The organism is Oryzicola mucosus (assembly GCF_014534685.1).
Lineage (GTDB): Bacteria > Pseudomonadota > Alphaproteobacteria > Rhizobiales > Rhizobiaceae > Oryzicola > Oryzicola mucosus.
On the sequence record NZ_JACVVX010000011.1, the window covers coordinates 1 to 24,616 of the forward strand.

Sequence of the window (24,616 nt, forward strand, 5' to 3'; positions counted from 1 at the left end):
GCAACACGTTCACGCAACGCCATCGGTAGCGGCTTGCCCATCGCGGTTCTCCTTCGAACCTCAATGAATCATCCCCCAACCAAAATGGGAATCCTGAATCACGTCAAACGCGACACGCTTTAGCTTGTTAGCGACATGGAGCCTGATAAAGACGTCCAGTCCGAGGATTACGATACTCGCAATAGCCGTTGCGCAGATTTCTGACCAGGAGACCGCCAGCAGCGCCTGCGGCCGCGCCAATCAGCGCACCTTTCGCGTCGCCACCAGCCAGAAGGCCTACGCCCGCCCCAAGTGCGGCGCCGGTTCCCACATCGCGCTCTGTGGTGGTGCAACCCGCCAATGCAGCCACGGCCGCCAGTGCAATAATCGTCTTACGCATAGTTTTTCCTCTCACTTGATCAAAAAACGTCCCGTCACGCCCCCAAAAAGGAAGCAGCCGACTTTACTGAGGTACAACCACGACATTTTCGCGGCGCGTGTTGCTGGCCACGGTCATCTCACCGACATCGACGGAAGCGCGAAGCACACCATCTTTGCCGATGTCCCACGTTAGAACCGCGTCTTCCTCCACCATCGCAGGGTCAACAGTCACGCAGGTGGAATAGAGCTGGCCTTGTCCCTCAAAGGCCTTCAAGGCCTGAGGTAAAATTTCGCGGCACTCCTCCATCGTTTCGAAGACTGTGACGGGTGAGGGAAGCTCCTGGCAATTGTCCACGCTTCCCGAGCATGAGACGATCAACATCAGCGCTGCGATGTGTTCCATGGCGTTTTCCTTTCGTTAAGAAAACGACGATGGGGGTCATCGGTTCCGGCTCAAAAAGCCGGAAAACAGCCTGGAAATGCTGGGATCGTGGCAAATTCATCAACGAAACGTTACCGATGTCTTAATCGGCCGGGGTCGTGGCGGTTTCGAAATTGCTCCCAGGCACGATCAACTGATAGCAGACTTCGCCGGGGCCAATCTCCAACCGGGCCGTTCCATTCAGCGCTGCGGGCACAGCGCGTTCCAGCGTGACGCTTCCAAAACGTCTGCGGATTTCACCTTCGGAGGGGCCAAGGGGAAGGTGTTCGCACCAGACTATTGTCAATTGGGGTTCGTGGGAGGAGGGGTCGGGCGCTATTTTTGCGGTCACGGTGACTTCGCCACCGGCTGTCTTCAGGGCACCGTGACTGACCGAGTTGACGGTCAGTTCATGGATCGCAAGCGCGACGTGAAGTGCGGCGTTGGGGTTGAGATAGGGGTCGGCACCGGAGATTTTGAGCGCTGACGGCGTACGTTGGGTGTAACGTGCCATCTGACTTGTCACCGTTTCCCGGAACCCTGCGCCTCGCCAGTTCGAGGAGGTGACGAGATCTTGAGAGGTTGCCAGAGCCTGGAGGCGGCCGCGGAAGCGGCCTAAAAACGCCTCGATCGTATCTGTATACCTACCGGTCTGCGTCGCGATGCTCTGGGCAATGGCAAGCAGGTTGCGTGAGCGGTGGCTTACCTCACGCAGCAATGCTTTCAACGTCTGGTCGCGGCGTTTGTGTTCTGTGGTTTCGACGAGGGTAGTCACAAGGCCTTCGATACGTCCTTCGGCCGCCACATCCGGGTCGATCCAGACATCGAACCAATGCAAACCCGCGTCGTCAGCGCTGCTAATCTCAAAGCCTTCGGCTTTCCCTGTAGACGCGACGCGACTCCGCATTTCCACCATGCGCGGCGAGGCGAGCGACGTGGTCATCTCGGAGGAGCCATCAGGTCGGGTGTAGCGTTCAAAATTATGCGCCCAGACCAACTCATTGGCGAGATCGTGATACGCAACCGCCACGCCCGCATTCCGGGATGCTTGTAGGAGGGCCGGTGCGAACCGCGCAGGCATTTCGTCTAGGAATTGCAACACGCCACCGCCTTGCATTAGCAGGCCTTAAAAAGTTCCGCCGGGCTGCGCTGCGTTGGAGAGCGCTGCCCGGCGGATTGGCTGGAAACCGATTGAGGGGGGCGGCTTCCAGCGTTCCTTCTCCGCTTGCTATGCCCGCCTAAACAGACCGGCAAGAAGAGAGATCACGAGGAAGGCGAGGAACACGAAGAATAATATCTGCGCGATCCCGGCCGATGTTCCTGCAATGCCGCCGAAGCCAAGTGCGCCGGCGATGATTGCTACAACCAGAAATACAAGAGCCCAGTAAAGCATGTTCATCTCCTTCAAATTATGAAGTAAAAACGTTTCCGGTGTCGGCTTGTTCCATCCGTGCGCAGGAAAACGTTTTTATTTCTTCAAGCAGCCGCTTTTGCCTGCCGGTCGAAGAACAAGGCTTGGCTGATGAGGGCCTTAACCATTTCCGGATTGAAGGGCTTCGTTACAAGAAATGCCGGTTCGGGCCGCTCACCGGTCAGAAGCCGCTCAGGGAAGGCGGTAATGAAGATGACCGGGACAGGGGTGGTAGAAAGAATCTCGTTCACCGCGTCGATGCCCGAGCTTCCATCTGCGAGCTGGATGTCGGCGAGTACCATTTTAGGCCGCGCTTTTGCAAACATTGCTGTCGCTTCCGAATGGGTACGCGCGGTGCCAACCACGCGATGACCGAGGCTTTCGACCATTTCCTCTATGTCCATGGCGATCAAAGGCTCGTCCTCGATGATGAGGATGTCGGTTGCCACCTGACGGGAAATCTCACTGCTTGCGGTCTGCAGGAGGTCGTTGAACTGGTCTTCGGAGACGTTCAAAATTTCGGATGCTTCACCAATGTCGAAGCCCTCGACCGCGACCAGGAGAAACGCCTGACGCGGGCGGGGTGCGAGTGCGGCAAGGTTTGAAGCAGCGCTCATCTCCCACGAATTCTGCGACGCTTCAGGCGGCACGCGAATCGAGACGGAGGTAAAGAGCTGGGAGTACAATTTGTAGAGCGCGATGCGGTCGGACGACGAGTCCGGGAAAATGCTTACATCTGCGATGATCGCTTCCAACAGCGCCGCCACCAAGGCGTCGCCACTTTCCTGCGAGCCGGATACGGCACGCGAGAAGCGGCGTAGAAAAGGCAGGTGGGGCGCAATTTTTGCGGATAAACTCATTTCAAGACGTCTCCCTCAGATGACGTTTTATCGTTTCATAGATAGTGCCGAACACAACAAACTCGCTGCGGCGGAAAAAGTTCCTTCACAAGGAACTAAAACGCGGACCTTGCGTTAAAGCCGAGATCGGGCAGCCGCAAGCCATTCCGTGCGTCGGTACGGGTTTTTCGTGGCATACGGAAAGAGGGCTTTTTTTGGAAATGACAACGATGAAAAATGACGGAAAACGTCCGCCGCATGTCAGCGACGGCGGGGATCCGCTCGGCACGAATTCACAGATTGGTCTGAAGCTGAAGCAATATTACGCAGATCTTGTTTCGGAAGAGGTGCCTGACCGTTTTGCCGATCTTCTGCGGCAGTTGGAGCAGACGCCCGCCGCAGCAAAGAAAGGTTGAGGCCATGGCCGTTTCGCAGGGCTTCAAGACCGATCTGCTGGCAGCCATTCCTAGCCTGCGTGCATTTGCGATGTCGCTGGCGCAGAACTCCGACAAGGCTGATGATCTTGTGCAGGAGACACTCGTCAAAGCATGGGACAAGCATGAGAGCTTTCAACCCGGCACAAATCTGAAAGCCTGGCTGTTCACCATCCTCCGCAACGAGTTCTACTCGCAGATGCGGAAGCGTGGCCGGGAGGTCCAGGACAGCGACGGAGCCATGACCGGCCGGCTGGCGGTGCACCCTGCCCAGCAGGGCCAACTCGACCTAGAGGACTTCCGCACCGCTCTCGAAAAGCTTCCAGAAGATCAGCGCGAAGCGATCATTCTGATCGGCGCCTCGGGATTTTCCTACGAGGAAGCGGCGGAAATCTGCCAATGTGCTGTCGGCACGATCAAAAGCCGCGTCAGCCGCGCGCGCAACCGACTTCAAGAAATCCTGCAGATTTCCGGCGAATCCGAATATGGACCGGATTCGATCGCCAGCCAGGTTATGGGATCAAACGCCGCTTAGGCGGCGCGTCGAGGCTTCGACGAGAGCTTCGATCAGGTCGGAGCCCGCATAGGGCTTCGACACCAGGACTACATCTGGAAAATCGGAGAGCATTTCTTTCGTGTCAGTGTAGCCGGACGCGAAGACAAACGGCATTCCCGCGTTTTGAAGCTGGCGTGCATAATCGATCGTCGATTGATTGTTCAGCATCAGGTCAACGACGGCCGCATCGAAAGATGTCGCCGCATGTTCGGCCGACATATGATCGACGGTCTGCATGATAACCACATCCTCAGCGCCATGGTCGCGACACAGTTGCTCCACGTCCATCGCGATCAAGAATTCGTCTTCTAGAACGAGAATTTTCATTCCGGTAAGCGGTTGCTGCAACTGAGGAAATCTCCACGAAACGAGTCGCGATAGGTGAACGTAAAGCGATATGTTGTCATTTAAAAAAGACATACCTACTCTGCAAAATGTAGGAACTCGATCACTTAAAAATCGTTTTGAAACAATGTGTTTGGAGCAACGGCGATGTCTGGCGCAACACCGCGCGTTTTTTCAACCCGCCAGTATCCCTGCGAGGCTTGCCCGCTGAGGCCACTCAAGGTTTTTCGAGACTTCGAGCCCGAGGAACTCACCTTCATCAGCAAGTTCAAGAAAGGTGAGCTTTCGGTAGAGAAAGGCTCGGCCGTGCTGGTCGAAGGAAGCCACAGCGCACATTTATACACTGTACTGTCTGGCTGGGGGTTTCGCTACAAGTTGCTGCCTGACGGACGCCGACAAATCCTGAACTATATTCTACCGGGCGATCTCGTTGGTCTTCAAGGCAGCCTGATGGGCGAAATGCAGCACTCGGTTGAAGCGCTGTCTTCTATGCTGCTCTGCGTTTTCGAACGCCAGAACCTCACTATTCTTTACCGGAATCATCCCGGTCTCGCTTATGATCTCACCTGGATTGCCGCCCGCGAGGAACAGATGCTCGATGAGAATCTGCTCAGCGTCGGGCGGCGCAACGCGTTGGAGCGCGCGGCCTATCTCATCGCGTTCCTCCACGGCCGCGCCAAATCCGTTGAGCTTAATGGGCATCGGCAGGTTGAGATCCCGGTGACCCAGCAGCATATCGCTGATACGCTCGGATTGTCGCTTGTTCATACAAACAAGACCATTCGCAAACTGATCGATCGGGGAATGATCCGTTGGCGGGAAGGAAGCTGCGAAATCCTGGACGCCGAGGGACTTGCAGCCATTTCCGGCTGGCACGGCCTCCCCGAAACCAAGCGCCCGCTTATGTGATCGCGTAACGCGAAGCTCTTTCACAGTCTGCGGCTGGAGGGATTGAAATATCGTCTGTGAGTCCGTTTAATCCTCATAAGGAACCTTGCCTTGGCTCAGGCGTTGGAAGGTTTCTGTCGACACAAAGGAGTAATTCATGGCTGCTGCAACCAGGGCAGGCACTGCCCAAAGAGACGTCGCTCAATTGGAGGCCGATATCGCTGCGCTGAAAGCGGATGTCGAACGGCTGACCGCCGATCTTGCAGCCACAAGCGAGCATGGCTTCGGCGCTGCGAAGCGCGCCGCCGCACAAGGTGCGGAACAGCTCAAGGTACAGGGCGAAGCAGCCTTGGACTCGCTGAAGACCAACGCTAAAGACATCGAAGCCCAGGTCATCGCAAATGTGCACGAGAAGCCAATTACGTCTCTGGCTATCGCAGCCGGCGTCGGCTTTTTCTTCGCCTTGCTGACCCGTCGCTGAAATCTGGCGCATTTTAAATTGGTGGACCGTCCATGCTCGCATCCCTGATCGCCGGTTTTGCAACAACTGAGGCGGCGCAGACGCTACGTCGTGTCCGTCAATTGGCGATCACCTATCTGCTTGCTGGCATCGCCGTTGCTTGCGGCGCCGGTTTTCTGATCGGTGCCGCTTTCATCACGGTCGCCCGATATTACGGCCACACCGCAGCCGCCATCGGCTTCGGTGTCGGTTTTCTCGTGCTTGCCGGCATCATCATCCTTATCGACAAGATTTCGGCAGGTGTCCGTGTCAGGCAAGCCAAAGTACGGCGTTCGTCCGAGGCACGATCAATCGGTATCGCGGCCGCGGTTGCCGCCGTGCCGCTTCTCCTGCGCAACCGGGCTGCTTTAGGCGCCCTGGCTGGTCCCTTGCTGGCAGTGCTTGCGTTCAAGGTGTTCCAGGAGAATACGCGCAAGCGCACTCCGGTTCCACGGCCTGATAAGCCGTAGGCGCTCAATCCCCATAGGAAGCTGCCCGCTTGGCGCACCTCGTCTCAGAGATGCGTTTCCTCGGCCGAGGCGAGCGGCATCGAGATGCCGGCATAGACGCCTTCCGGCCTGAATTCGTGGATGACTTCGCTGGACAGCACTTTGGCCAGGCCGCGCTTGATCAAAATCGAGCCAAAGCCGTGATGTGCTGGCTCCGTCACAGCCGGGCCGCCGCTCTCCGACCAGCTCATATCCAGCAGGCGCTTGTCTTCGCGGCCGCGCACCGACCATTCCAACAGAACCGAGCCCCGTGGCACTGACAGCGAGCCATATTTGACGGCGTTGCTGCCAAGCTCGTGCAGCACGAGCGCCAGGCCGACGGCCTGATCGGGCGACAGCAGAACATCCTGGCCGCGTAAAGCGATGCGAGGACGGGCGGCATCCTGAAAAGGCTGGAGTTCTGTTCGGATCAGTTCGCGGATGCTGATGCCGCGCCACTCGTGATCCGAAAGCAGCCCATGCGCCAGGCCCAGCGAACGCAGGCGGGCGCTGAACGCTTCGAGGAAATCGCCGGGGTTGCGGGCGTGTCGAACCGTCTGGGTCGCCAGCGCCTGGACGGTCGCAAGCGTGTTCTTGACCCGATGGTTCAGCTCGCGCAGCAACAATCTCTGCCGCTCATTCGCGGCCCGGGCTTCGGTGATGTCATAATTCACGCCGAAGACAAGGATTGCCCTGCCGTCGGAGTCACGCTCCACCACGCGGCCGCGCGTCGCCAGCCAGCGGGACGGCTCGGTGCCGCGCACCCGATATTCGCCGAAATATTCGTCGCTGTCGGCCAGAGTGTCGCGGAACATCGTCCCGGTCTTGCCAAGGTCCCGGCGGTCTATGGCGGTGAAAACATCTCGTGCGCGCATCCGCGTGGTCGTTGGCAGCCCCAGCAATTCGGGTAGAAGCTCGTCGCATTCCACCACGCCGCTGCGGGCATCCCAGACCCAGCTTGCAAGGGACGCGGCTTCGATGGCAATCGCCCGACGCCGTTCTTCGCGCACCAGCGCGACTTGCGCTTTTTCGCCGGCGCGCGTGCCTGCCTTGAGCGAGAACAGGCTCGCGGCCAGCTCCGCCAAGGCCCGTAACTGCTCCATACGGGCGGGCGGCGGTTCTGCCCGGGGTTGCCGGTCGATCACACACAGCGTGCCGATGGCGACATCCGCCACCCGCATGGGCACCCCGGCGTAGAACCGCAGATGATGTTCGCCGGTCACGAGGGGGTTTTGTGCAAAGCGCGGGTCTGCGCTGGCGTCGAGAACGACCATGGGCGTGCCATCCCCAGCAATCGCGTGGGCACAGAAGGACTGGTCTATCGGCGTTTCATGCTCGGTCAGCCCGACGGCCGAGCGGAACCATTGGCGGTCGATATCGACCAGGCTGACCAGCGCAACGGGTGCATCCATGATCGTCGAAGCAAGTTTGGCGATTCGATCGAAATCTGCGTCCCCGACAGTTTCCGACGCTTCCAATCCTTGAAGCACCGACAGGCGCCGAGGATCGTTGACTGCTTCCACGACGCGTTCGGGAAGCGCGCCTGTCTCTTTCTGGTCAACCATGGCCACCAAACCATTTCCCATGCGGCGCGGAGAACGCAGGTGCGAAAGGGCTGGAACTATGAGGGTGGCCTGCCGTTAGCCTCGTGAAGCCAACGAACCCGTCAGGAGCGTTCAGATGACCAAAATTGTTTCCGAGGAAAAGGCCAAACAGGGCAGGAAAGGTACGCATGTGCTTATGATTCTGATCGTAGGTCTCGTCCTTGCCGCAGCTGTCTGGTTCGGCGTTGAAATGTACGGCGACATGATCGACAACGCTGCGCAGGGCCAGAACTCTACGACCCAACCAGCGCCTTAACGATCCGAGTTCTATGGAGGCGGCGTCAATCATGCCGCCTTCTTCGCTTCAACGCGTTGCGGCACCAGGACGTTCAACGCACCAGGATGAATCTTGAAATCCGTCACCTTTTCGAGTTCCGACAGTTCCCCATCGATAACACGTTTGTAGCGCTTCGACGACCTGACTTCGAGCCGCACGCTTTGCGCTTCGTGAATTTCGATCTGGTCGTTGTCGCGCCATTTGCCGCGCGCCATCTTCGTCAACAGACGAACCAACTCGCCTTTTTGCTGCGCTATGGTGATGTAGACACCGAGTGTTCCGCCGTCAGGCTGGTCCGTATAGGGAAGGTGGCCTTCACCGAACAGATTGTTGGTGACGCCGATGCTCGTCGCCTTGGTTAGGATCTCAGCCTCGCCAATCGACAGTTTCACGTCGAGCGCGGTAGGATTGTGAATGGTTTCCCATGCCGCATGGAGCGAGGCGCGAATTTTGCCGAGGCGGGAGGCGAAGTTTTTCTGTTCCCTCAGATGAACCAGCTTGGCATGCATGCCCACTGAAAACTGGTGCACGAACGGAATGCCATTGGCCGTCGCAACATCGACAGCGCGGATCTCACCTGTGGCGAATGCCTTGACCGCGCCATCCAGCGTCTGGGGGATCTGCAGACTTCGAGCGAACAGGTTCATGGTGCCGGCCGGCAAAATGGCGAGTGCCTTCTTTTTTCCCTTAAGCTTTGCCGCCGCCGTCGATACGGTGCCGTCCCCGCCGCCGACCATCACTACATCGACACGCTTCGCCGCAGCCTTGTCGATCGCGTCGGCTATTTCGCTGCCAGACACAATTTCGATCGAAACTGAATGTCCGGCTTCTTCCAACGCAGCATGAATTCGCGCCGAGAAATCATCGAGATCGGTGGTGCGCAGGGTTCCGCCGTCGCGGTTGAGTACGGCTGCGAATTTCATTGTCCCTCAATTCCAACAGCGGCCCTCTCCGGGCTTCATGCTTCATCAAGTCCGAAACGGCGAAAAGAAGTGTTTGTTCCTCAGCTTAGGGAAAACTTGGAAGCTCTCGAGACCAAGCGGAAAAAGTGGCATTTGAGGGGATGTAGCGGAACCACATACGTATCGCGACGTTGTGCTACCGTGAAAAGCTGCGCCCGGCCTTCCTGCAAAAGAGCGACCGGAGCGCAGCACGCACGAGATTTTGAGATCACGCACAAGGAGACAATATCATGATCCGCAATCTTTTGGCTACTACGGCCGTCGCGACCCTGCTCGCCACCGCCGCTTATGCTCAGGATACGACCACGCCGGCACCGGCTGCGGCTCCAGCTGCTCCCGTGACGGAAGGCGCACCTGTTGCCGCCGAGGTTTCGACTGACGGTCATCTCGCCAGCAACATCGTGGGCGAAGACGTCTACAATGGCACCGCCGACGATGCCGAAAAGATTGGTACCGTGAGCGATATCGTCATGACGGCGGATGGTGCGGCGGAAGCCGTGGTCGTGAGCGTCGGCGGCTTCCTTGGCATCGGCGCCAAGAATGTGGCTCTGCCTTATGGCGAGTTTGACTGGGCCGAACGCAATGGCGACCGGTGGTTGGTGATTGCTGCAACCAAGGAGCAGCTGACCGAGCTGGCTGACTTCGACAAGACGCCGTTCGATCCGATGCCTGCTCAGAGCGCTGCAACCGACCCGGCCGCGCCGGCGGCGACAACCGACCAGACTGCACAGGCTCCCGCACCGGCACCTGCCGCCCCAATGACGCCCGCACCGGCTGATCAGTCTGCTGAGGCTCCTGCAGCAGGCGCTCCGGCTGCAACAACCGACGGCACCTCCACCGCAGCCATCGATCGTTCGACGCTGAAGGAAATGCCAGCTGGCGACATGGGCGCGGAAGAACTTGTTGGAACCACCGTCTATGGTGCGAATGACGCCAATGTCGGCGAAATCGGCGACGTGATTCTGACGGCGGATGGCAAGGTCGATGCCTATATCGTCAATGTCGGCGGTTTCCTCGGCATGGGTGAGAAGGAAGTGGCCATTGGCGGCGAAAAGCTCGCTTTCATGGTCGACAACGACAACAACAAGTATCTGTACACGACCTTCACGAAGGAACAGCTTGAAGCTGCACCGGAATATGATGAAGGCACGTTTGCTCAGAACCGCGACCAGCAGCTTCTGAACGTACAGTAATTATTTGACTGGTTTTTCTGAAAAGGCCCGCGCTCGTCGCGGGCCTTTTTCTGTCTAGGTATCACCTCAGATACCCGTGATGAGTTCGATGTTACATTGAACAATCATTCTACTATTGTTCACTATTTCAGCACGGACCATTCTGTGAACGCCGTCTTTGCCGCCCAGGTCTTTGTCGCCATATTCCGGCCATCACGAAGGGCCGCATGGCGGCAGAAAGGGCAAAACAATGCTCGACCAAATCAAGGGACTTCACCACGTAACGTCCATGGCCGCGAATGCTGCGGAAAACAACGCGTTTTTCACGCATAAGCTCGGCCTGCGCCGTGTAAAGAAGACTGTGAATTTCGACGCTCCGGATGTTTATCATCTCTATTACGCCGACGAGTTCGGCACGCCGGGGTCGGTGATGACCTATTTTCCATTCCCCAATATCGGCAAAGGTCGGCATGGGGTGGGCGAAGTTGGAACCACGGTGTTTTCGGTGCCCGAAGGCTCTCTAGGATACTGGCAGAAGCATCTAGCCGATCAGGGCGTGAAGAATATCGAGCGCCAGGAAAAATTCGGTGAGTCGCGGCTGGCTTTCACGGGTCCCGACGGCGAAGGGTTCGCCGTGTTGGAAGGCAAGGGCGACGAGCGCGCGCCTTGGGTCAAGGGCGGCGTCCCGGCCGATGAGGCGATCCGCGGTTTCCATTCCGCTTCGCTTCGGCTGAAGGATGGCGGCGCCACCGAAGAGCTTTTGAAGTTCATGGGCTATGAGGAGGTCGACACCTCCGGCAACACCAAACGGCTGGCTGTGAAAGGCGGCAACGGCGCCGATGTCATCGACATCGAGACCGTTCCCGGAGCGCCCTTCGCGGGGCTGGGGGCCGGTTCGGTCCATCACATCGCGTTTGCGGTCGAAAACCGCGCCGAGCAGCTCGAAGTGCGCAAGGCGCTGATGGATACGGGCTATCAGGTCACGCCGGTGATCGATCGCGACTATTTCTGGGCAATCTACTTCCGGACGCCGGGCGGCGTGTTGTTCGAAGTCGCCACCAACGAACCCGGCTTCGATCGTGACGAGGACACTGCCCATCTTGGCGAGGCGCTGAAGCTGCCGACGCAGCACGAGCACCTTCGCGGCCAGCTGGAAAGGCATCTCCAGCCCCTAGGCGATTGAGGAGACAGCTATGACGACCGAAGCTTACACATACAAGGTTCTGCCCGGTGCGCCGGGCGGACCTCTGGTCTTCGCTTTTCACGGCACGGGCGGCGATGAAAACCAGCTCCTGGCCTTTGCCCGCGAGCTGGTGCAGGAAGCAACTGTCATCGCACCGCGCGGCGACGTGTCCGAATTCGGGGCCGCCCGCTTCTTCCGCCGTACCGGCGAGGGGGTTTACGATATGGACGACCTAGCCCGCGCAACGGCGAAGATGGCAGGTTTCATCCGCGCTCATGTCGAGGCGACGAAGCCTTCCAAAATTCTCGGCATCGGCTACTCCAACGGCGCGAACATCCTGGCTTCGGTGGTGTTCGCCGCGCCTGATGTGTTCGATGCCGCAGGGCTGATGCACCCGCTGATCCCGTTCGAGCCGAAGGTGGCGGGCAATCTTGAAGGCAGGAGGGTTCTGATCACCGCAGGGCGTCGCGATCCAATCTGCCCACCCGACCTGACCTCGCGGCTCGAAGCGCATTTGCAGGCGCTTGGGGCGGATGTCACACTGGAATGGCATGAGGGCGGACACGAAGTCCGGCCGGCCGAGATCGAAGCGGCGAAGACTTTCTTTGCCCAGACCAATCAAGGAGCCTGATATGGACACGTCAACACCGATCGAACTTGAGGAAACCGAAACCAAGGGGCGCTATTTCCTCAAAGGCGCCGACGGGGCGGTTGCCGAGATGACGTTCAGCAAGCTCGGGACGGACCAGATCATCATCGACCACACCGGTGTGCCGGATGCGTTCCGCGGACAGGGGGCAGGCCTTAAGCTCGTCACCCGCGCGGTGGAGGATGCCCGCGCCGCTGGCAAGACGATCATCCCGCTCTGCCCCTTCGCTGCTGCCCAATTCCGGCGTCATCCGGAGTGGGCCGATCTGATCAAGCGCTGATTGGTTTTAACCGGCGCGGGTGCTCACGAGGATAGCGCCCGCGCCGGCGATTGCCTGTAGGCGAGCAGGGTCACGACCGTGGTGAGACCGCGAACGGGTCGCCAACCGTGTTACTTCTTATACGACGTACATGATCCGTCGTTTCGCGGGAAATGCCGTTTCGGGTATCCCAGCCTCATTGCACGCATATGCTGAGACGTTGACCTGCGTGCGGGGGAGAGGTATGAGAAAACCAATCCCGTGGTGATTTGGCCGGTCGGCTTGCAGCCACGTTAAACAATTCGCTAAAGGACCGTGGCAGGACATGTCACCGGCTTTGCGAATGCAGTGCCGGTTTTTTGTTGTCAGAAAGCCGGCCTCGAGGTGACGAGATGGCCGCAGCGCGCGCATTGAAAAGTCGTAACGAGGTCGAGAACCCGACCAGCAAGGTGCTCAAGTTCGGCGCCGACAAACCGTTGGCGCTGGCCGCCGGCGTCATGCTGTCGCCCTTCCAGATCGCCTATCAGACCTATGGCACTCTGAATGAAGCGCGCTCGAACGCCATTCTCGTCTGCCATGCGCTGACCGGCGACCAGCATGTCGCCAACGACAATCCCGTCACCGGCAAGCCCGGCTGGTGGGATGTGCTTATCGGCCCCGGCAAGATCATCGATACCGATCGCTTCTTCGTCATCTGCTCCAATGTCATCGGCGGCTGCCTTGGCTCTACAGGGCCAGCCTCGATCAACCCCGCCACCGATAAGCCCTACGGGCTCGATCTGCCGGTCATCACCATCAAGGACATGGTGCGAGCGCAGGCGATGCTGGTCGATCACTTCGGCATCGACCGGCTGTTCTGCGTGCTCGGCGGCTCGATGGGCGGCATGCAGGTCCTGGAATGGGCGGCGAGCTATCCCGAGCGTGTCTTTTCCGCGCTGCCGATTGCCGCCGGCGCGCGGCATTCCGCCCAGAACATCGCCTTCAATGAGGTCGGTCGCCAAGCGGTGATGGCCGATCCGGACTGGCATGGCGGCACATATTTCGAGACCGGCAAGCGGCCTGAAAAGGGCCTCGCCGTCGCGCGCATGGCCGCCCACATCACCTATCTGTCGGAGGCGGCCTTGCACCGCAAATTTGGCCGCAACCTGCAGGATCGGGACGCGCTGACCTTCGGTTTCGATGCCGATTTCCAGATTGAAAGCTATCTGCGTCACCAAGGCATGACCTTCGTCGACCGCTTCGACGCCAATTCCTATCTCTACTTGACGCGGGCGATGGACTATTTCGACCTCGCCGCCGACCATGGCGGGCTCCTGGCCAATGCCTTCGTCGGCACCAGCACGCGGTTCTGCCTGGTGTCTTTCACCTCCGACTGGCTGTTTCCAACCGAGGAGAGCCGTGCGGTGGTCCACGCGCTCAATGCCGCTGGCGCGTCTGTGTCTTTCGTCGAGATCGAGACGGATCGGGGGCATGACGCATTCCTGCTCGACGAGCCCGAACTGTTCGCCGCCATCAACGGCTTCCTGCGTTCGGCTGCGCGCGCCAGGGGATTGGAAGAGCTATGACCGTCAATGTCGCACAGCGTGTCGACCTCGAAGTCGTCAGTGAAATCATCCCGCCGCGGGTAAAAGTCCTCGATGTCGGCTGCGGCGAAGGGGAACTTCTGCAACTGTTGCAGGAAACCCGTCAGGTCGATGGACGCGGCGTGGAAATCTCCCAGCGCGGCGTCAACGAGTGCGTGGCGCGGGGGCTGTCGGTTATCCAGGGCGATGCCGATACCGACCTGGTCTTCTATCCCGACAAGGGGTTCGATTTCGTCGTCCTGTCGCAAACGCTGCAAGCGACGCGCAATCCGCGCCGCGTCCTGGAAGAACTCTTGCGCATCGGCGACCGCGCCATCGTCTCTTTCCCGAATTTCGGGCACTGGAAAGTGCGTTTTTCGCTGTTCTTCAACGGCCGCATGCCGGTGACCAAGGATCTGCCCTATTCCTGGTACGACACGCCCAACATCCATTTCTGTACCATCCGCGACTTCGTCAGCCTATGCGACGAGATCGGCGCCAAGGTCGAGCGGGCGACCGCGCTGGACGTCAATGGCAAGAAAATCCGCTTCTCCATGCCGTGGTGGTTCTGGAACTTCTTCGGCCAGCAGGCGGTGTTTCTGCTGAAGCGGTGAGACGAACTGTCCTTGTCACTTTACCCCACCCCTTACCCCTCCCCTACAAAAGGGGAGGGGTATTCTGCGGCGCTTAAGCTTGTTGCCCACCCTCGAAATCGACTACGGCGCGTAAACCACCACCGACTTCGGCCGGATGCGGAAATGCGCCGGCGTATAGGTCGCCAATTCGCCATCGGTGTTGATCGGACGCGGCCTGGTGGTGCGGATGGTCACTTCCGTGGTGCGGAAGGCGCGCACGTCGTCCCAACGCCCTTGCGTGCCATTGCGCAGACTGGGCAAGAGGCGCAGAAGCCGCCACCAGTGGTCGACTTCGAGGCTGTAGAAGTCGAGATAGCCGTCATCGGCAGTCGCGGTCTCCTCAACCGTCATGCCGCCGCCATAGTGGCGCCCATTGCCGACCGAGACCTGCAAGGCGCGGATTTTCTCGGTCACGCCGTCATGGTCGACGAAGGCGGAGAACAGCCGAGAGCGTATCAACAGGCGGGCGGCAACGATGCCGTAGCCCAGCGTACCCCAGCGTTTCTTGGCGTGCTCGGTCAGTTCGCCGGCGAGTTCGGCGGAAAAGCCGATGCTGGCGACATTGAAGAACAGATGGCCATTCACCTCGCCGAGATCGACATGCTTGGTCCTGCCTTTCACGATCAGTTTCGCGGCTTCCATCGGGTCGAGCGGAATACCCATGGTGCGGGCAAAATCGTTGGCGGTGCCGAGCGGCAGCACACCCAGCGGCAGGCCCGTATAGCAGAGCCCCGACGCGGCATTGTTGAGCGTGCCGTCTCCGCCTCCGGTGATGACGAGATCGCATTGATCAGCGTAACGCGAGATCAGGTCGGAGGCGCTGTCACTTGCGCTGCGTTCGGGCTCCAGCAAATCCAGGCCGGCCTGGCGCAGCATGTCGAGTACAGGCTCGATGGCCGCCTTGCCGTTACGCGCGCGGGGATTACGCAAAAGCAGCGCCGTTTTCGGTGGTGTCGTGGCCACGCGGTCAGTGTCTCCAGCGGTTCGGTGCCGTGCTTGGGAGGCGCGGGGTGCTGGGTATCTAGGAATAGAACTTTGGAAAATAAGGGGCAGGTGGACTTTTCAGCTGCGATCTTTTTCGAGGATGCGCCCCGCGGCACCTTGCGGCGACAGCACCGGAACAAAGACGCGCCGCGAGGCCCTGCGGGCGACCGGAATGCCCTGATACAGGCGTTTTTCGGCCGAGACCAGAATGACGCCGGAGAAGATCGGCCAGAATTGGCGACCGGCGCGCTCCAGCATGCCGTGCGAACGCTGCAACCATTGGCGGCGCGACGGCGGATAGAGCAGTGCTTCGCCCCATCCGGCCGGAGTGAAGTTGGCGTCGTGCAGCAACTCCGTCAGCTGCGTGCGCGAAAACGGCCGTCCGGTGCCGAAGGGCGTATGTTCGAAGCGCGCCCACACCCCGCGCCGGTTTGGCACGACGATGACGACGCGGCCCGCCGGCGACAGCACGCGCCAGATTTCCTTGAGCGATTCGCGCGGATTTTCAGCATGTTCGAGCGAATGGACAAGCAGCATGCGGTCGACGGACGAGTCGCCGAGCGGCAGTTCCTCGTCGAAGACGAGCGCGGTGGTCGACGGGCCGTTGGCGGGCCAGACGACCGCGCCCTGCGTCGCCGGCATGAAGGCGAAGACGCGCTCGGCATCGGTGCCGAACCGCTCAAGCCACGGCAGGGTGTAGCCCAGGCCGACCAACCTTTCATTCGGTACGTCGGCCCAAAGCGACGACAGCGCCATGGTAATGGACTGCGCGGCCAGCCGTCCGAGCGGGGAATCGTAAAACGAGCGAAGATCGACAATGTCGGAATTCATGGGCCGAAAATAGAGAGAGTGCGAGGCAAGTTCAACAAATGCCGTCGCGGCAGACAAGGGATGACAGGATGCCGTTGCCGCCCTATCTTCGCGTGCCTTGAAGAGGAAGACAGCCATGACCGTCCGTATCGAACAATTCCTGTGCCGGAGCGACAATTTCGGCGTGCTGATGCACGACGCCACAAGCGGAGAGACGGCAATCATCGACGCGCCGGAAGAGGCGCCGATCCTGGCCGCCATCGCCCGCACTGGCTGGACGCCGACGATGATCCTGACCACTCACCACCATGCCGATCACGTCGAGGCCAATCTGGCGCTGAAGAAGCGTTTCAAGCTGCGCATCGTCGGCCCAGAGGCGGAACGCGACCGTATCCCCGGTATCGACGACACGGTCGAGCAAGGTTCTATCATCCCCTTCGGCGACGAAGAAATCGACGTGATCTTCACGCCCGGCCATACTGCGGGCCATGTGTCCTATCATCTGCCGCAATCCAAAGTAGCGTTTACGGCAGACACGTTGTTTGCGCTCGGCTGCGGTCGCTTGCTCGAATGCGCGCCGCCGGTGATGTTTGAATCGCTGCAGAAGCTCGCCGCACTGCCTGCCGACACCACGGTCTATTGCGGCCACGAATACACACTCGCCAATGCGCGTTTCGCTCTGACCGTCGATCCGGACAACGTGCAGTTGAGGGAGCGAGCCGCGCGGATCGAGGCGCTGCGGGCCGAAAACAGGCTGACGCTTCCCACTACCATCGGCGAGGAGCTTGAGACCAATCCATTCCTGCGTTGGGCCGACCCGGCGATCCGCAAGCATCTTGGTATGGAAGGCGCAACGGACGTCGAGGTTTTCGCCGAAATCCGCAAGCGCAAGGACAATTTCTGATCAGATGCAGGCAGCGGACATCATCCAGGCTCTCATGATGCAGCGCCACCCCGAGGGCGGCTGGTATGTCGAGACGTTTCGCGATGTCGAATCTGGCGGGCGCGGCCACTCGACAGCCATTTACTTCCTGCTGGAGGCCGGCGACGTTTCGGCTTGGCATCGAGTGCGGGATGCCGCCGAGGTTTGGCACTATCATGCCGGCGCGCCGCTCGAACTGATGCTGTGCGCGGACGGCAGCCCTGTGGAAACCCGCATTCTCGGCACCGGCCTGCTCGCCGGCCAGCGCCCGCAAGCGGTCGTGCCGGCAAACTGGTGGCAGACGGCGCGAACTCTTGGAGAATGGACACTGGTTGGCTGCACAGTGGCGCCCGGCTTCCTATTCGACAGCTTCGAAATGGCGCCGGAAGGGTGGAGGCCGGGCCAGCCGGAAGCGCGGCAGCCGGGCCAGCCGGAAGCGCGGCAGCCGGGCTAGCCGAACTTGGCGGCCAGGCTAGCCGAAAGGCAGCCGGCTAGCCTGCGTAAACAGCGCCCAGAACGATGGCCGTCTGGGCGAGATAATACAAAATCCACACAGCAGGCTGCATGATCCGTGCCGCCGAAGACATCGGAGACAGCAGAAAGCGTTCGGTGGCCAATATTGCATCCGATGCCATGAACAGGACGGCACCCGCCGCTATCCAGATGCCGCCGACGGTGAGCGCCGAAACCGCCATCGCCAGGATGGCTGCGATATAAGCGGTGACCGGAAGCCGCATCGAGGCATCAAGTGCGGGCCGCAGTTTCAGCACCATAAAGCCGGCGAAGACCGCCGCTATCCCAGCCACAAGCAGCCGCCAGGGTTCGGACATCAGGAGATTTGGGCTCCCGGCTGTGAAAAACAGCCCGGCATACAAAAGGTGCCCGATGAGAAACGCGCCGAGCCCGCCGAGAAACGCACGCGGGCCATCGCGCGACAACAGCGCATCGCCCGCAGCACAGGCTATCAGCGCCAGTGTAAGCAGCCAAGGACCATGCTCCAGGAAGACCAGAACCGCGAGCAGGCCGACTGCCGCCGTCTTCACCGCCGTGCGCCGCCAGGAGGCGGGACGGTCGAGCAGATAGAGGTAATAGAGCGCGGCGACAACCGACAGCGCCAGCGTGCCGTTGGAGTGCGATTCGATGCCGCCGGGAAACGGCATCATGCGTTTGCTGTCTCGCGTTCGCGCTTGAAGATCATGCTCTTGGCAGCCAGCACCGCGCCGCCGGTGATCAGCAGGCATGCCGCCAGGACGCGCAGCGAGGGTTCCGCGAAACCGGCCACTATCAGCACCAGCGTCGACAGCAGCGGGGCGGCGTAGCTCGCAGCACCCAGAACCTGGATGTTGCCGCGCTTCACGCCGATGTCCCAGGCATAGAACGCCGCGCCTACCGGCATCAGACCCAACCCGACCACTGCCAACCATTGGCCGGCCGTCTGTGGCAGAGCGGTCTCTTCGAGCGCCAGATGACAGAGCAGCGACAGAACAGCGGTCGCGGCGCAGAACCATGTCACGATGCTGGTCGGCACGGACGGAAAGCGGCGGGACAGCAGCGAATAGCCCGACCACAGGAATGCGCAGGCAAACGCCATGGCATAGCCGAAGCCGTAGCGCGGATCGAACGACAGCCCGGCGCCCTTGGTGACGATGAGGGCGGTGCCGCCAAGCCCGAGCAGCGCGCCGACGATATGGTTCCAGCGCAGCTTCTCGCCGGGCATCAGCGCTGAACCGAGTACAATGAACAGCGGCCACAGATAGGCGATCAGGCTGGCGTCGACGGCTGGCGCGTTGCGCAACGCCGTGAAGTAGAAGAAGTGGTAGCCGAACAGGCCGCCTATGCCGATCAACCAGACCTGCGGCGGGATTTTCACCGGCGTCTCGGCAGCCGGCATGAAAAGCCGGGCGACAAGTCCGACGCCGGTGCCAATGGCGAATGTTATCGCCGACAGCAGGAAAGGCGGCACCGAGCCCGACGCATCGGTGAACAGCGCCAGCAGCGCCCACATCGCAACTGCGGTGAACCCGATCAGCGTGGCGCGCGCCATAACATCCCCTCAACGGGGCTTGGCGCCCCTTAGTTGGTAGCTTCGAACCGCCGGGCCTTGATGGTGATCGTGCCGATCTGGGTGCCGACGGTTGCGTAGATGGGGGCATATACGCCGGTTTCTCCCAGCGGTGCAAACGTCACGTTGATCTGTGCGCGGTTCTTCAGATACTCGAGCGCCTTGCGTCCCTTGCGATAGCCTGCGACCGGGTCGAAGCTCATCCGGCAGGTGACGGTTTCCCCGTCGAACCCGGTTACCGACATCCGCTCTTTGGACACTTGCGACAGCGTGAGGTTGGCCCGCAGTTCGCCGTCATACATCTTCACTGTGCGGCGGCAGACGTCGTCGAGGTTTTCGGCGCGAATGACGGTTGCGGCAATGGGGTCGACCACCATGCGCAGGTCGGCCTTGCCGAGCTTGACCCAGTCGCCGCCACGGCCCTTGGGCGCAGGCGTCACCTTGGTGCTGACCACATTGCCGTCGCGGAAGCGGACGTCGATGGAGGACGCCTTGCTGCCGTAGGTGTAGTTGGCGCGGAACGAGTCCGGCATCGGATGTTCTGGACCGAAGCGGCCGCGCGCCGCCAGCGTGCCGGTGGTGTCATCGAACAGGCGGGCCAGTCCGCTGCTCGAAACCGATCCGTTGATCGTATAGACCTCGCCCTCATAACTGCTCTTGAAGCTGGCGCTGGCGATCGGCAGGCCGAGAAACGAGACGGAATAGTCGCCGATGAAGCTCGGCGCGGCCAATGCGGGGGCTGAGCCCAGGATCAGCGCGGCCAAGGCGAGATGCGTACGGATCATGATGTCTTCCCGAAAGCCGGCATCGCACCGGCGCAGATGTCCTTCACCCTGCTTATTGGGACGGAATAGGGCTATAGTGTGAAGTCCGGCAACCGCATGGAGCGCCGATGCCGCGCTTGCATCTCGGTTTTTCTCGACAAGGGCTTATGTCGGCTGTATGCCGCTTGCGTCTCCAGAGTGGGAGGCGTGCCACGGGTTTTCAGCCATGACCGAGATCGTCGACAACAACCGCCCCAAGCCGCGCGCCGGCATCATGGATATCGCTGCCTATGTGCCCGGCAAAAGCTCGGCGCCGGCAGGCGTCGATAAGATCCATAAGCTGTCGTCCAACGAAAATCCGCTCGGCGCGTCACCAAAGGCTACGGCTGCGGTGAAGGCCGTTGCGGAAAAACTCGAATTCTATCCCGACGGCGCGGCCACCCGACTGCGCGAGGCGATTGCCCATATACACGGCCTGAACGCCGCAAACATCGTGTGCTCGAACGGGTCGGACGAGTTGCTCGGGCTGATCTCGCAGAGCTATCTCGGCCCCGGTGACGAGGCGATCTACACCGAGCACGGCTTCATGGTGTACAAGATCTACATCCAGGCGGCAGGTGCCACGCCGGTGGTTGCCAAGGAGACGGATGAGCGCGCCGATGTCGACGCCATCCTCGCTGCGGTGACGGACAAGACGAAGATCGTTTTCCTCGCCAACCCCAACAATCCCACGGGCACCTATTTGCCGTTCATCGAGGTGCGCCGCCTGCATGCCGCCTTGCCGGCGCATGTGCTTCTGGTGGTGGACGCGGCCTATGCGGAATATGTCCGGCGCAACGACTATGAGGCTGGCGTCGAACTGGTCGCCGCCAACCAGAACGTGGTGATGACGCGCACCTTCTCCAAAATCCATGGCCTGGGCGGCGCGCGCATCGGCTGGGTCTATGCGCCCACCCACATCGTCGAGGTTCTGGAGCGCATGCGCGGTCCGTTCAACGTCAACGCGGTTGCCATCGAAGCCGGTATCGCGGCGATGAACGATCGTGCCCATGTCGAGCGCACGGTCGAGCACAATGCGCATTGGCTGGACTGGCTGACGCAGCAGCTGACCGAGCTCGGTCTGCGCGTGACGCCCAGCGTCGGCAATTTTGTTCTCATTCACTTTCCAGAAGCGGAAAAGCACTCGGCGGCACGGGCGGACGATTATCTGTCGGCGCGCGGCTATATTCTGCGGCGCGTTGCCGGCTACGGTTTTCCCAACGCGCTGCGGATGACGGTCGGAACCGAAGAAGCCAATCGCGGCGTCGTCGACGCTCTCACCGAGTTCTTGAAAAGTTAGAGAAAAATGCCTTCTCCCCTGTTTGAAAAGATCGCCCTTGTCGGCATAGGGCTGATCGGGTCTTCCCTCGCTCGCGTCATTCGGCGCGAAAACCTCGCCGGCCACATCGCTATCTCCACCCGCAGCGCCGCCACGCTCGCCCGCGCCGAAGAGCTCGGACTGGGCGACAGCTACTCCACCGACGCCAGGGATGCGGTGCGCGACGCCGATCTCGTCATCGTGTCGGTTCCGGTCGGCTCGTCCGGCGCGGTCGCCGAGGACATCGCGCCTTCGCTGAGGAAAGGTTGTATCCTCACCGACGTCGGCTCCACCAAGGCTTCCGTCATCGCGCAGATGCAGCCCTTCGTGCCGGAAGGCGTTCATTTCATCCCCGGCCACCCGCTGGCGGGTACGGAAAAATCGGGCCCCGATGCCGGCTTCGCCGATTTGTTCACCAATCGCTGGTGCATCTTCACGCCGCTGCCGGACACCGATGCCGAGGCGCTGGAAAAGCTCTCCGAGTTCTGGCGCCGCTGCGGCTCCAACATCGACACGATGGACGCTACTCATCACGACATGACGCTGGCGATCGTCTCGCACCTCCCGCATATCATCGCCTACAACATCGTCGGCACCGCCGATGATCTGGAGACGGTGACCAAGTCGGAGGTCATCAAATACTCCGCTTCCGGTTTCCGCGACTTCACCCGTCTGGCTGCCTCCGATCCGACCATGTGGCGCGACGTCTGCCTGCACAACAAGGACGCGATCCTGGAAATGCTATCGCGGTTCTCCGAGGATTTGGCGTCGCTGCAGCGGGCAATCCGCTGGGGCGATGGCGACAAGCTGTTCGACATCTTCACCCGCACCCGTGCCATCCGCCGCTCCATCGTCGAGGCCGGCCAGGATACGGATGCGCCCGACTTTGGTCGTCAGGCCGCCGAGCGGAAGTAGGGCGGGCTGCCACAGCTGAACGATGAATGCCCACAATCAATACAGGGTAATCTCCCCCTTGGTGGGGGAGATTACCCGCGCCTCTTTCTGCTGTCGCCCTTGTATCTCAAAAGTTACGGAATGGATTCCCGGGTCGCGCTCGGCGATGCCTCGCTTGCCCGTGAATGACGAAGGTAGAGATGTCTCCGCCAATATCCGACGTCGTCGATTGACACCCGCCATCCAAGCCTTCGTCATTCCCGGGTGGAGCCGAGCGCAGCGAAGGCGGAAACCCGGAAATCCATTCCGTGACGACGCGAAAGGTCCCGGCGGCCCGGAACAAAGCCCGCGGGGTAACATTCCTCACGACCGCCCTCATCCTGAGGTGCGAGCCCGCAAGACGCTGTAAATCAGAGCAAAAATCTTCAATGGGCGAGCCTCGAAGGACGCACCTGTTGCTCAAGCGCCGGGCAGGCCTTGCTCTCTGGCCATTTCCATGTCCCGGCCGAAGGATGCCTTATAGGCCGGGCGCTCCGAAAGCCGTTGCACATAGTCGAGGAAGACAGGCTTCTGCGGCACGACCTTCAGCGCGAACATGCCGTATTGGAGGCCGCCGCCGATCTGGATGTCGGCAGCCGTGAAGCGATCGCCGGCGATATAGGGGCGAGACGACAGCGTCTTCTCGACATTGTTGATCATTTCGGTGAAGGAGCCGTAGGAATAGCTCTTGCCCATATACTCATGGCCGTTGGCTTTAGCCGCCAAGACCGGGTCCATGACGCCATCGGCATAGGTGAGCCAGGTCAGGAACGCGGCACGGTCGGGATCGCCGGGCGCAGGCATCAGACCGGCTTGCGGAAACTGCTCGCAAAGATAGATCGAAATCGCCGCGCGCTCGGTGACCGTGGTGCCGTCATGGACGATCGCGGGCACCTTCTTGTTGGGCTGGATGGCGCGGTACTCCTCCGGCACGGTGCCGCGAATATCCACCATCTTCATTTCATAGGGCTCGCCCAGTTCCTCGAGCAGCCAGAAAATGCCCGAAGCGCGCGACCAGGGTGCGTGGTAGAAAGTGATCATGCCGTCCTCCTTATCGTGAATGAGAGGAGACTATCACCATGCTCCTGACAGCAGATTGTCAGGAGGTCGCATCGTCATCGAAAAAAGCCTGGGCCGGAGTGGCGATCCGCGATCTTAAGCCTCGCCTGCTAAACGGCTTCAGGCCGCCAGGCTGGTCAGGCTTCGGGCTACGCCGGCACGCAACTCGGACAAAGTGAACGGCTTCTGCATCACGTCCTTGATGACCAGGCTCAACTCTTCGGCCCGCTCGCGCTGGTCGGCATAGCCGGTCATCAGCAGGATCGGCAGCTTCGGAAAATGCGTCGCCGCCTTCATCGCCATTTCGATGCCGTCCATCTCCGGCATGCGGATGTCGGACAGGATCAGGTCATAGCCGCCGGCGGAGGCCTGGATGCGATCCAAGCCCTGGGCACCATCGGCTGCGGTGTCGACGGCATGTCCGTCGCGTTCGAGCGCGCGGGCTGCGAGGGAGCGGACAGAGTCGTCGTCTTCAACAATGAGTATCTTTGCCATGGCGCGATATTTGCCGGGACAGGTTGACGATTCCTGAAGCGCGCTGACTTAGTCGAGCTGATGCTTAACGAATGGTAGGCCCCGTCCTTTTAAGCATCTCCCTTGACGATGCCGACAAAAGGCAGTTCCCGGAAGGCATGCGCCACATCCATGCCGTAGCCGACGACGAAATAATCGGGACAGTCGAAACCGACATAATCCGCCTCCAGATCGACCTTGCGGCGGACGCTCTTGTCGAGAAGCACGGCGAGCGAGCAACTTTTGGCGCCGCGCGACAGCATCAATTCGCGCGCGAATTTGAGCGTCTTGCCGGATTCCAGGATGTCGTCGATCAACAGCACATCGCGACCGGCAACGTCGTTGTCGATGTCGCGCAGCACCTTCACCTCGCCGCTGGTGGTGCCGGCGCCATAGCTCGATATGAAGATGAACTCGACCTCGGGCGACAGGCCGACATCGTGCATGGCGCGAATCAGGTCGGCAGCGAAGATGAACGAACCCTTCAGCACCGAGATGACCAACAGGTCTTCATAGTCGCGTGAGGCGATGTCCTTGGCGAGTTCGAGATTGCGGCGCGCTATGGCGGACGCCGAATACAGGACTTCGATTTCCTTGCCGCGCACGACTGGCATAACTGCTCACCTTGTTCCGCTTGCCTGCTCGGCGAAAACCGAGATGGTCTTCAT

Annotated in this window: 32 protein-coding genes and 1 riboswitch; of the genes, 16 read left to right on the forward strand and 16 right to left on the reverse strand. The window is 60.5% G+C overall.

The window, feature by feature from the left end; all coding sequences use genetic code 11:
- Nucleotides 1–127 precede the first annotated feature (127 nt).
- The 5 genes from ICI42_RS21630 to ICI42_RS21650 all read right to left on the reverse strand — a co-directional run bounded on the left by ICI42_RS21630 (nt 128) and on the right by ICI42_RS21650 (nt 3,052).
- Nucleotides 128–379 carry a lipoprotein gene (locus tag ICI42_RS21630; protein ID WP_188166687.1) on the reverse strand — a complete coding sequence of 84 codons (252 nt, stop codon included), beginning with the start codon at nt 377–379 and terminating at the stop codon, nt 128–130.
- Nucleotides 380–442: 63 nt separating this feature from the next.
- On the reverse strand, nt 443–763 hold the full coding sequence (locus ICI42_RS21635) for a hypothetical protein (protein ID WP_188166688.1): 321 nt from the start codon (nt 761–763) through the stop codon (nt 443–445).
- Nucleotides 764–884: 121 nt separating this feature from the next.
- Nucleotides 885–1,811, reverse strand: coding sequence for a sensor histidine kinase (locus ICI42_RS21640; RefSeq protein ID WP_330999221.1), 927 nt, complete (start codon nt 1,809–1,811; stop codon nt 885–887).
- Nucleotides 1,812–2,009: 198 nt separating this feature from the next.
- On the reverse strand, nt 2,010–2,174 hold the full coding sequence (locus ICI42_RS21645; protein ID WP_121583648.1) for a DUF1328 domain-containing protein: 165 nt from the start codon (nt 2,172–2,174) through the stop codon (nt 2,010–2,012).
- Between the two features lie 83 nt (nt 2,175–2,257).
- A complete protein-coding gene (locus tag ICI42_RS21650; RefSeq protein ID WP_188166689.1) occupies nt 2,258–3,052 on the reverse strand; it encodes a response regulator in 795 nt (264 codons plus the stop codon).
- A gap of 200 nt (nt 3,053–3,252) precedes the next feature.
- On the opposite strand from ICI42_RS21650, the gene ICI42_RS21655 reads away from it, so the two are divergent.
- On the forward strand, nt 3,253–3,447 hold the full coding sequence (locus tag ICI42_RS21655) for a NepR family anti-sigma factor (protein WP_188166759.1): 195 nt from the start codon (nt 3,253–3,255) through the stop codon (nt 3,445–3,447).
- 4 nt (nt 3,448–3,451) lie between these two features.
- Complete coding sequence (locus ICI42_RS21660) at nt 3,452–4,000, forward strand: sigma-70 family RNA polymerase sigma factor (protein ID WP_188166690.1); 549 nt, start codon at nt 3,452–3,454, stop codon at nt 3,998–4,000.
- On the opposite strand, the gene ICI42_RS21665 is transcribed toward ICI42_RS21660, so the two are convergent.
- On the reverse strand, nt 3,986–4,348 hold the full coding sequence (locus tag ICI42_RS21665) for a response regulator (protein ID WP_188166691.1): 363 nt from the start codon (nt 4,346–4,348) through the stop codon (nt 3,986–3,988). The genes ICI42_RS21660 and ICI42_RS21665 overlap by 15 nt on opposite strands.
- 165 nt (nt 4,349–4,513) lie before the next feature.
- On the opposite strand from ICI42_RS21665, the gene ICI42_RS21670 reads away from it, so the two are divergent.
- The 3 genes from ICI42_RS21670 (at nt 4,514) to ICI42_RS21680 (ending at nt 6,223) form a co-directional block, all read left to right on the forward strand.
- The gene (locus ICI42_RS21670) at nt 4,514–5,275 is read left to right on the forward strand and encodes a Crp/Fnr family transcriptional regulator (RefSeq protein WP_188166692.1); all 762 of its coding nucleotides are present in this window, start codon (nt 4,514–4,516) and stop codon (nt 5,273–5,275) included.
- A gap of 136 nt (nt 5,276–5,411) precedes the next feature.
- A complete protein-coding gene (locus ICI42_RS21675) occupies nt 5,412–5,735 on the forward strand; it encodes a DUF883 family protein (protein ID WP_188166693.1) in 324 nt (107 codons plus the stop codon).
- Nucleotides 5,736–5,767: 32 nt separating this feature from the next.
- Nucleotides 5,768–6,223: a hypothetical protein gene (locus ICI42_RS21680; RefSeq protein WP_188166694.1), complete on the forward strand. Its 456-nt coding sequence runs from the start codon at nt 5,768–5,770 to the stop codon at nt 6,221–6,223.
- A 44-nt stretch (nt 6,224–6,267) separates the two neighbouring features.
- Here ICI42_RS21680 and ICI42_RS21685 read toward each other — a convergent pair whose 3' ends face one another.
- A complete protein-coding gene (locus ICI42_RS21685) occupies nt 6,268–7,806 on the reverse strand; it encodes a sensor histidine kinase (RefSeq protein WP_188166695.1) in 1,539 nt (512 codons plus the stop codon).
- 115 nt (nt 7,807–7,921) lie between these two features.
- On the opposite strand from ICI42_RS21685, the gene ICI42_RS21690 reads away from it, so the two are divergent.
- Nucleotides 7,922–8,101, forward strand: coding sequence for a hypothetical protein (locus ICI42_RS21690; protein WP_188166696.1), 180 nt, complete (start codon nt 7,922–7,924; stop codon nt 8,099–8,101).
- 29 nt (nt 8,102–8,130) lie between these two features.
- Here ICI42_RS21690 and ICI42_RS21695 read toward each other — a convergent pair whose 3' ends face one another.
- On the reverse strand, nt 8,131–9,045 hold the full coding sequence (locus ICI42_RS21695; RefSeq protein WP_188166697.1) for a diacylglycerol/lipid kinase family protein: 915 nt from the start codon (nt 9,043–9,045) through the stop codon (nt 8,131–8,133).
- 269 nt (nt 9,046–9,314) lie between these two features.
- Between ICI42_RS21695 and ICI42_RS21700 the strand changes: the two genes are divergently transcribed.
- The 6 genes from ICI42_RS21700 to metW all read left to right on the forward strand — a co-directional run bounded on the left by ICI42_RS21700 (nt 9,315) and on the right by metW (nt 14,523).
- Complete coding sequence (locus ICI42_RS21700; RefSeq protein WP_188166698.1) at nt 9,315–10,277, forward strand: PRC-barrel domain-containing protein; 963 nt, start codon at nt 9,315–9,317, stop codon at nt 10,275–10,277.
- Between the two features lie 229 nt (nt 10,278–10,506).
- A complete protein-coding gene (locus ICI42_RS21705) occupies nt 10,507–11,439 on the forward strand; it encodes a VOC family protein (protein WP_188166699.1) in 933 nt (310 codons plus the stop codon).
- A 10-nt stretch (nt 11,440–11,449) separates the two neighbouring features.
- On the forward strand, nt 11,450–12,070 hold the full coding sequence (locus ICI42_RS21710; protein WP_188166700.1) for an alpha/beta hydrolase: 621 nt from the start codon (nt 11,450–11,452) through the stop codon (nt 12,068–12,070).
- A gap of 1 nt (nt 12,071) precedes the next feature.
- Nucleotides 12,072–12,368 (forward strand): GNAT family N-acetyltransferase, encoded by a 297-nt coding sequence (locus tag ICI42_RS21715; RefSeq protein ID WP_188166701.1) that lies wholly within the window; start codon nt 12,072–12,074, stop codon nt 12,366–12,368.
- Nucleotides 12,369–12,598: 230 nt separating this feature from the next.
- Nucleotides 12,599–12,676: riboswitch (SAM riboswitch) on the forward strand.
- A 63-nt stretch (nt 12,677–12,739) separates the two neighbouring features.
- On the forward strand, nt 12,740–13,912 hold the full coding sequence (gene metX, locus ICI42_RS21720) for a homoserine O-acetyltransferase MetX (protein WP_188166702.1): 1,173 nt from the start codon (nt 12,740–12,742) through the stop codon (nt 13,910–13,912).
- Nucleotides 13,909–14,523: a methionine biosynthesis protein MetW gene (metW, locus tag ICI42_RS21725; protein ID WP_188166703.1), complete on the forward strand. Its 615-nt coding sequence runs from the start codon at nt 13,909–13,911 to the stop codon at nt 14,521–14,523. Before metX ends, metW begins: the two co-directional genes overlap by 4 nt.
- A gap of 102 nt (nt 14,524–14,625) precedes the next feature.
- Here metW and ICI42_RS21730 read toward each other — a convergent pair whose 3' ends face one another.
- Together ICI42_RS21730 and ICI42_RS21735 are read right to left on the reverse strand one after the other, a co-directional pair.
- Complete coding sequence (locus ICI42_RS21730; protein WP_188166704.1) at nt 14,626–15,507, reverse strand: lipid kinase; 882 nt, start codon at nt 15,505–15,507, stop codon at nt 14,626–14,628.
- Between the two features lie 99 nt (nt 15,508–15,606).
- Entirely contained in the window at nt 15,607–16,359 is a 753-nt protein-coding gene (locus ICI42_RS21735; protein ID WP_188166760.1) for a class I SAM-dependent methyltransferase, read from the reverse strand.
- A gap of 115 nt (nt 16,360–16,474) precedes the next feature.
- Here ICI42_RS21735 and gloB point away from each other — a divergent pair, with 115 nt between their 5' ends.
- Together gloB and ICI42_RS21745 are read left to right on the forward strand one after the other, a co-directional pair.
- Entirely contained in the window at nt 16,475–17,242 is a 768-nt protein-coding gene (gloB, locus tag ICI42_RS21740) for a hydroxyacylglutathione hydrolase (protein WP_188166705.1), read from the forward strand.
- Between the two features lie 4 nt (nt 17,243–17,246).
- Nucleotides 17,247–17,714: a cupin domain-containing protein gene (locus ICI42_RS21745; protein ID WP_188166706.1), complete on the forward strand. Its 468-nt coding sequence runs from the start codon at nt 17,247–17,249 to the stop codon at nt 17,712–17,714.
- Between the two features lie 37 nt (nt 17,715–17,751).
- Here the strand turns inward: ICI42_RS21745 and ICI42_RS21750 are convergent, their stop codons facing one another.
- From ICI42_RS21750 to ICI42_RS21760, 3 genes are read right to left on the reverse strand one after another with little or no spacing between them, the layout of a single operon-like run.
- Entirely contained in the window at nt 17,752–18,423 is a 672-nt protein-coding gene (locus tag ICI42_RS21750) for a lysoplasmalogenase (RefSeq protein WP_188166707.1), read from the reverse strand.
- Nucleotides 18,420–19,304 carry an aromatic amino acid exporter YddG gene (gene yddG / locus ICI42_RS21755; protein ID WP_188166708.1) on the reverse strand — a complete coding sequence of 295 codons (885 nt, stop codon included), beginning with the start codon at nt 19,302–19,304 and terminating at the stop codon, nt 18,420–18,422. The genes ICI42_RS21750 and yddG overlap by 4 nt, the downstream gene beginning before the upstream one ends.
- A gap of 29 nt (nt 19,305–19,333) precedes the next feature.
- Nucleotides 19,334–20,107, reverse strand: a complete 774-nt coding sequence (locus ICI42_RS21760; protein WP_188166709.1) for a DUF3108 domain-containing protein — start codon at nt 20,105–20,107, stop codon at nt 19,334–19,336.
- A gap of 205 nt (nt 20,108–20,312) precedes the next feature.
- Here ICI42_RS21760 and hisC point away from each other — a divergent pair, with 205 nt between their 5' ends.
- Both hisC and ICI42_RS21770 read left to right on the forward strand, forming a co-directional pair.
- Nucleotides 20,313–21,425: a histidinol-phosphate transaminase gene (gene hisC / locus ICI42_RS21765; RefSeq protein ID WP_188166710.1), complete on the forward strand. Its 1,113-nt coding sequence runs from the start codon at nt 20,313–20,315 to the stop codon at nt 21,423–21,425.
- A gap of 6 nt (nt 21,426–21,431) precedes the next feature.
- Nucleotides 21,432–22,358: a prephenate/arogenate dehydrogenase family protein gene (locus tag ICI42_RS21770; protein WP_188166711.1), complete on the forward strand. Its 927-nt coding sequence runs from the start codon at nt 21,432–21,434 to the stop codon at nt 22,356–22,358.
- 438 nt (nt 22,359–22,796) lie between these two features.
- Here the strand turns inward: ICI42_RS21770 and ICI42_RS21775 are convergent, their stop codons facing one another.
- The 3 genes from ICI42_RS21775 to hpt all read right to left on the reverse strand — a co-directional run bounded on the left by ICI42_RS21775 (nt 22,797) and on the right by hpt (nt 24,562).
- Nucleotides 22,797–23,417 carry a glutathione S-transferase family protein gene (locus tag ICI42_RS21775; RefSeq protein WP_188166712.1) on the reverse strand — a complete coding sequence of 207 codons (621 nt, stop codon included), beginning with the start codon at nt 23,415–23,417 and terminating at the stop codon, nt 22,797–22,799.
- Between the two features lie 138 nt (nt 23,418–23,555).
- Nucleotides 23,556–23,930, reverse strand: a complete 375-nt coding sequence (locus ICI42_RS21780; RefSeq protein WP_188166713.1) for a response regulator — start codon at nt 23,928–23,930, stop codon at nt 23,556–23,558.
- An 89-nt stretch (nt 23,931–24,019) separates the two neighbouring features.
- Complete coding sequence (gene hpt, locus ICI42_RS21785) at nt 24,020–24,562, reverse strand: hypoxanthine phosphoribosyltransferase (RefSeq protein ID WP_188166714.1); 543 nt, start codon at nt 24,560–24,562, stop codon at nt 24,020–24,022.
- Between the last annotated feature and the right edge of the window lie 54 nt (nt 24,563–24,616).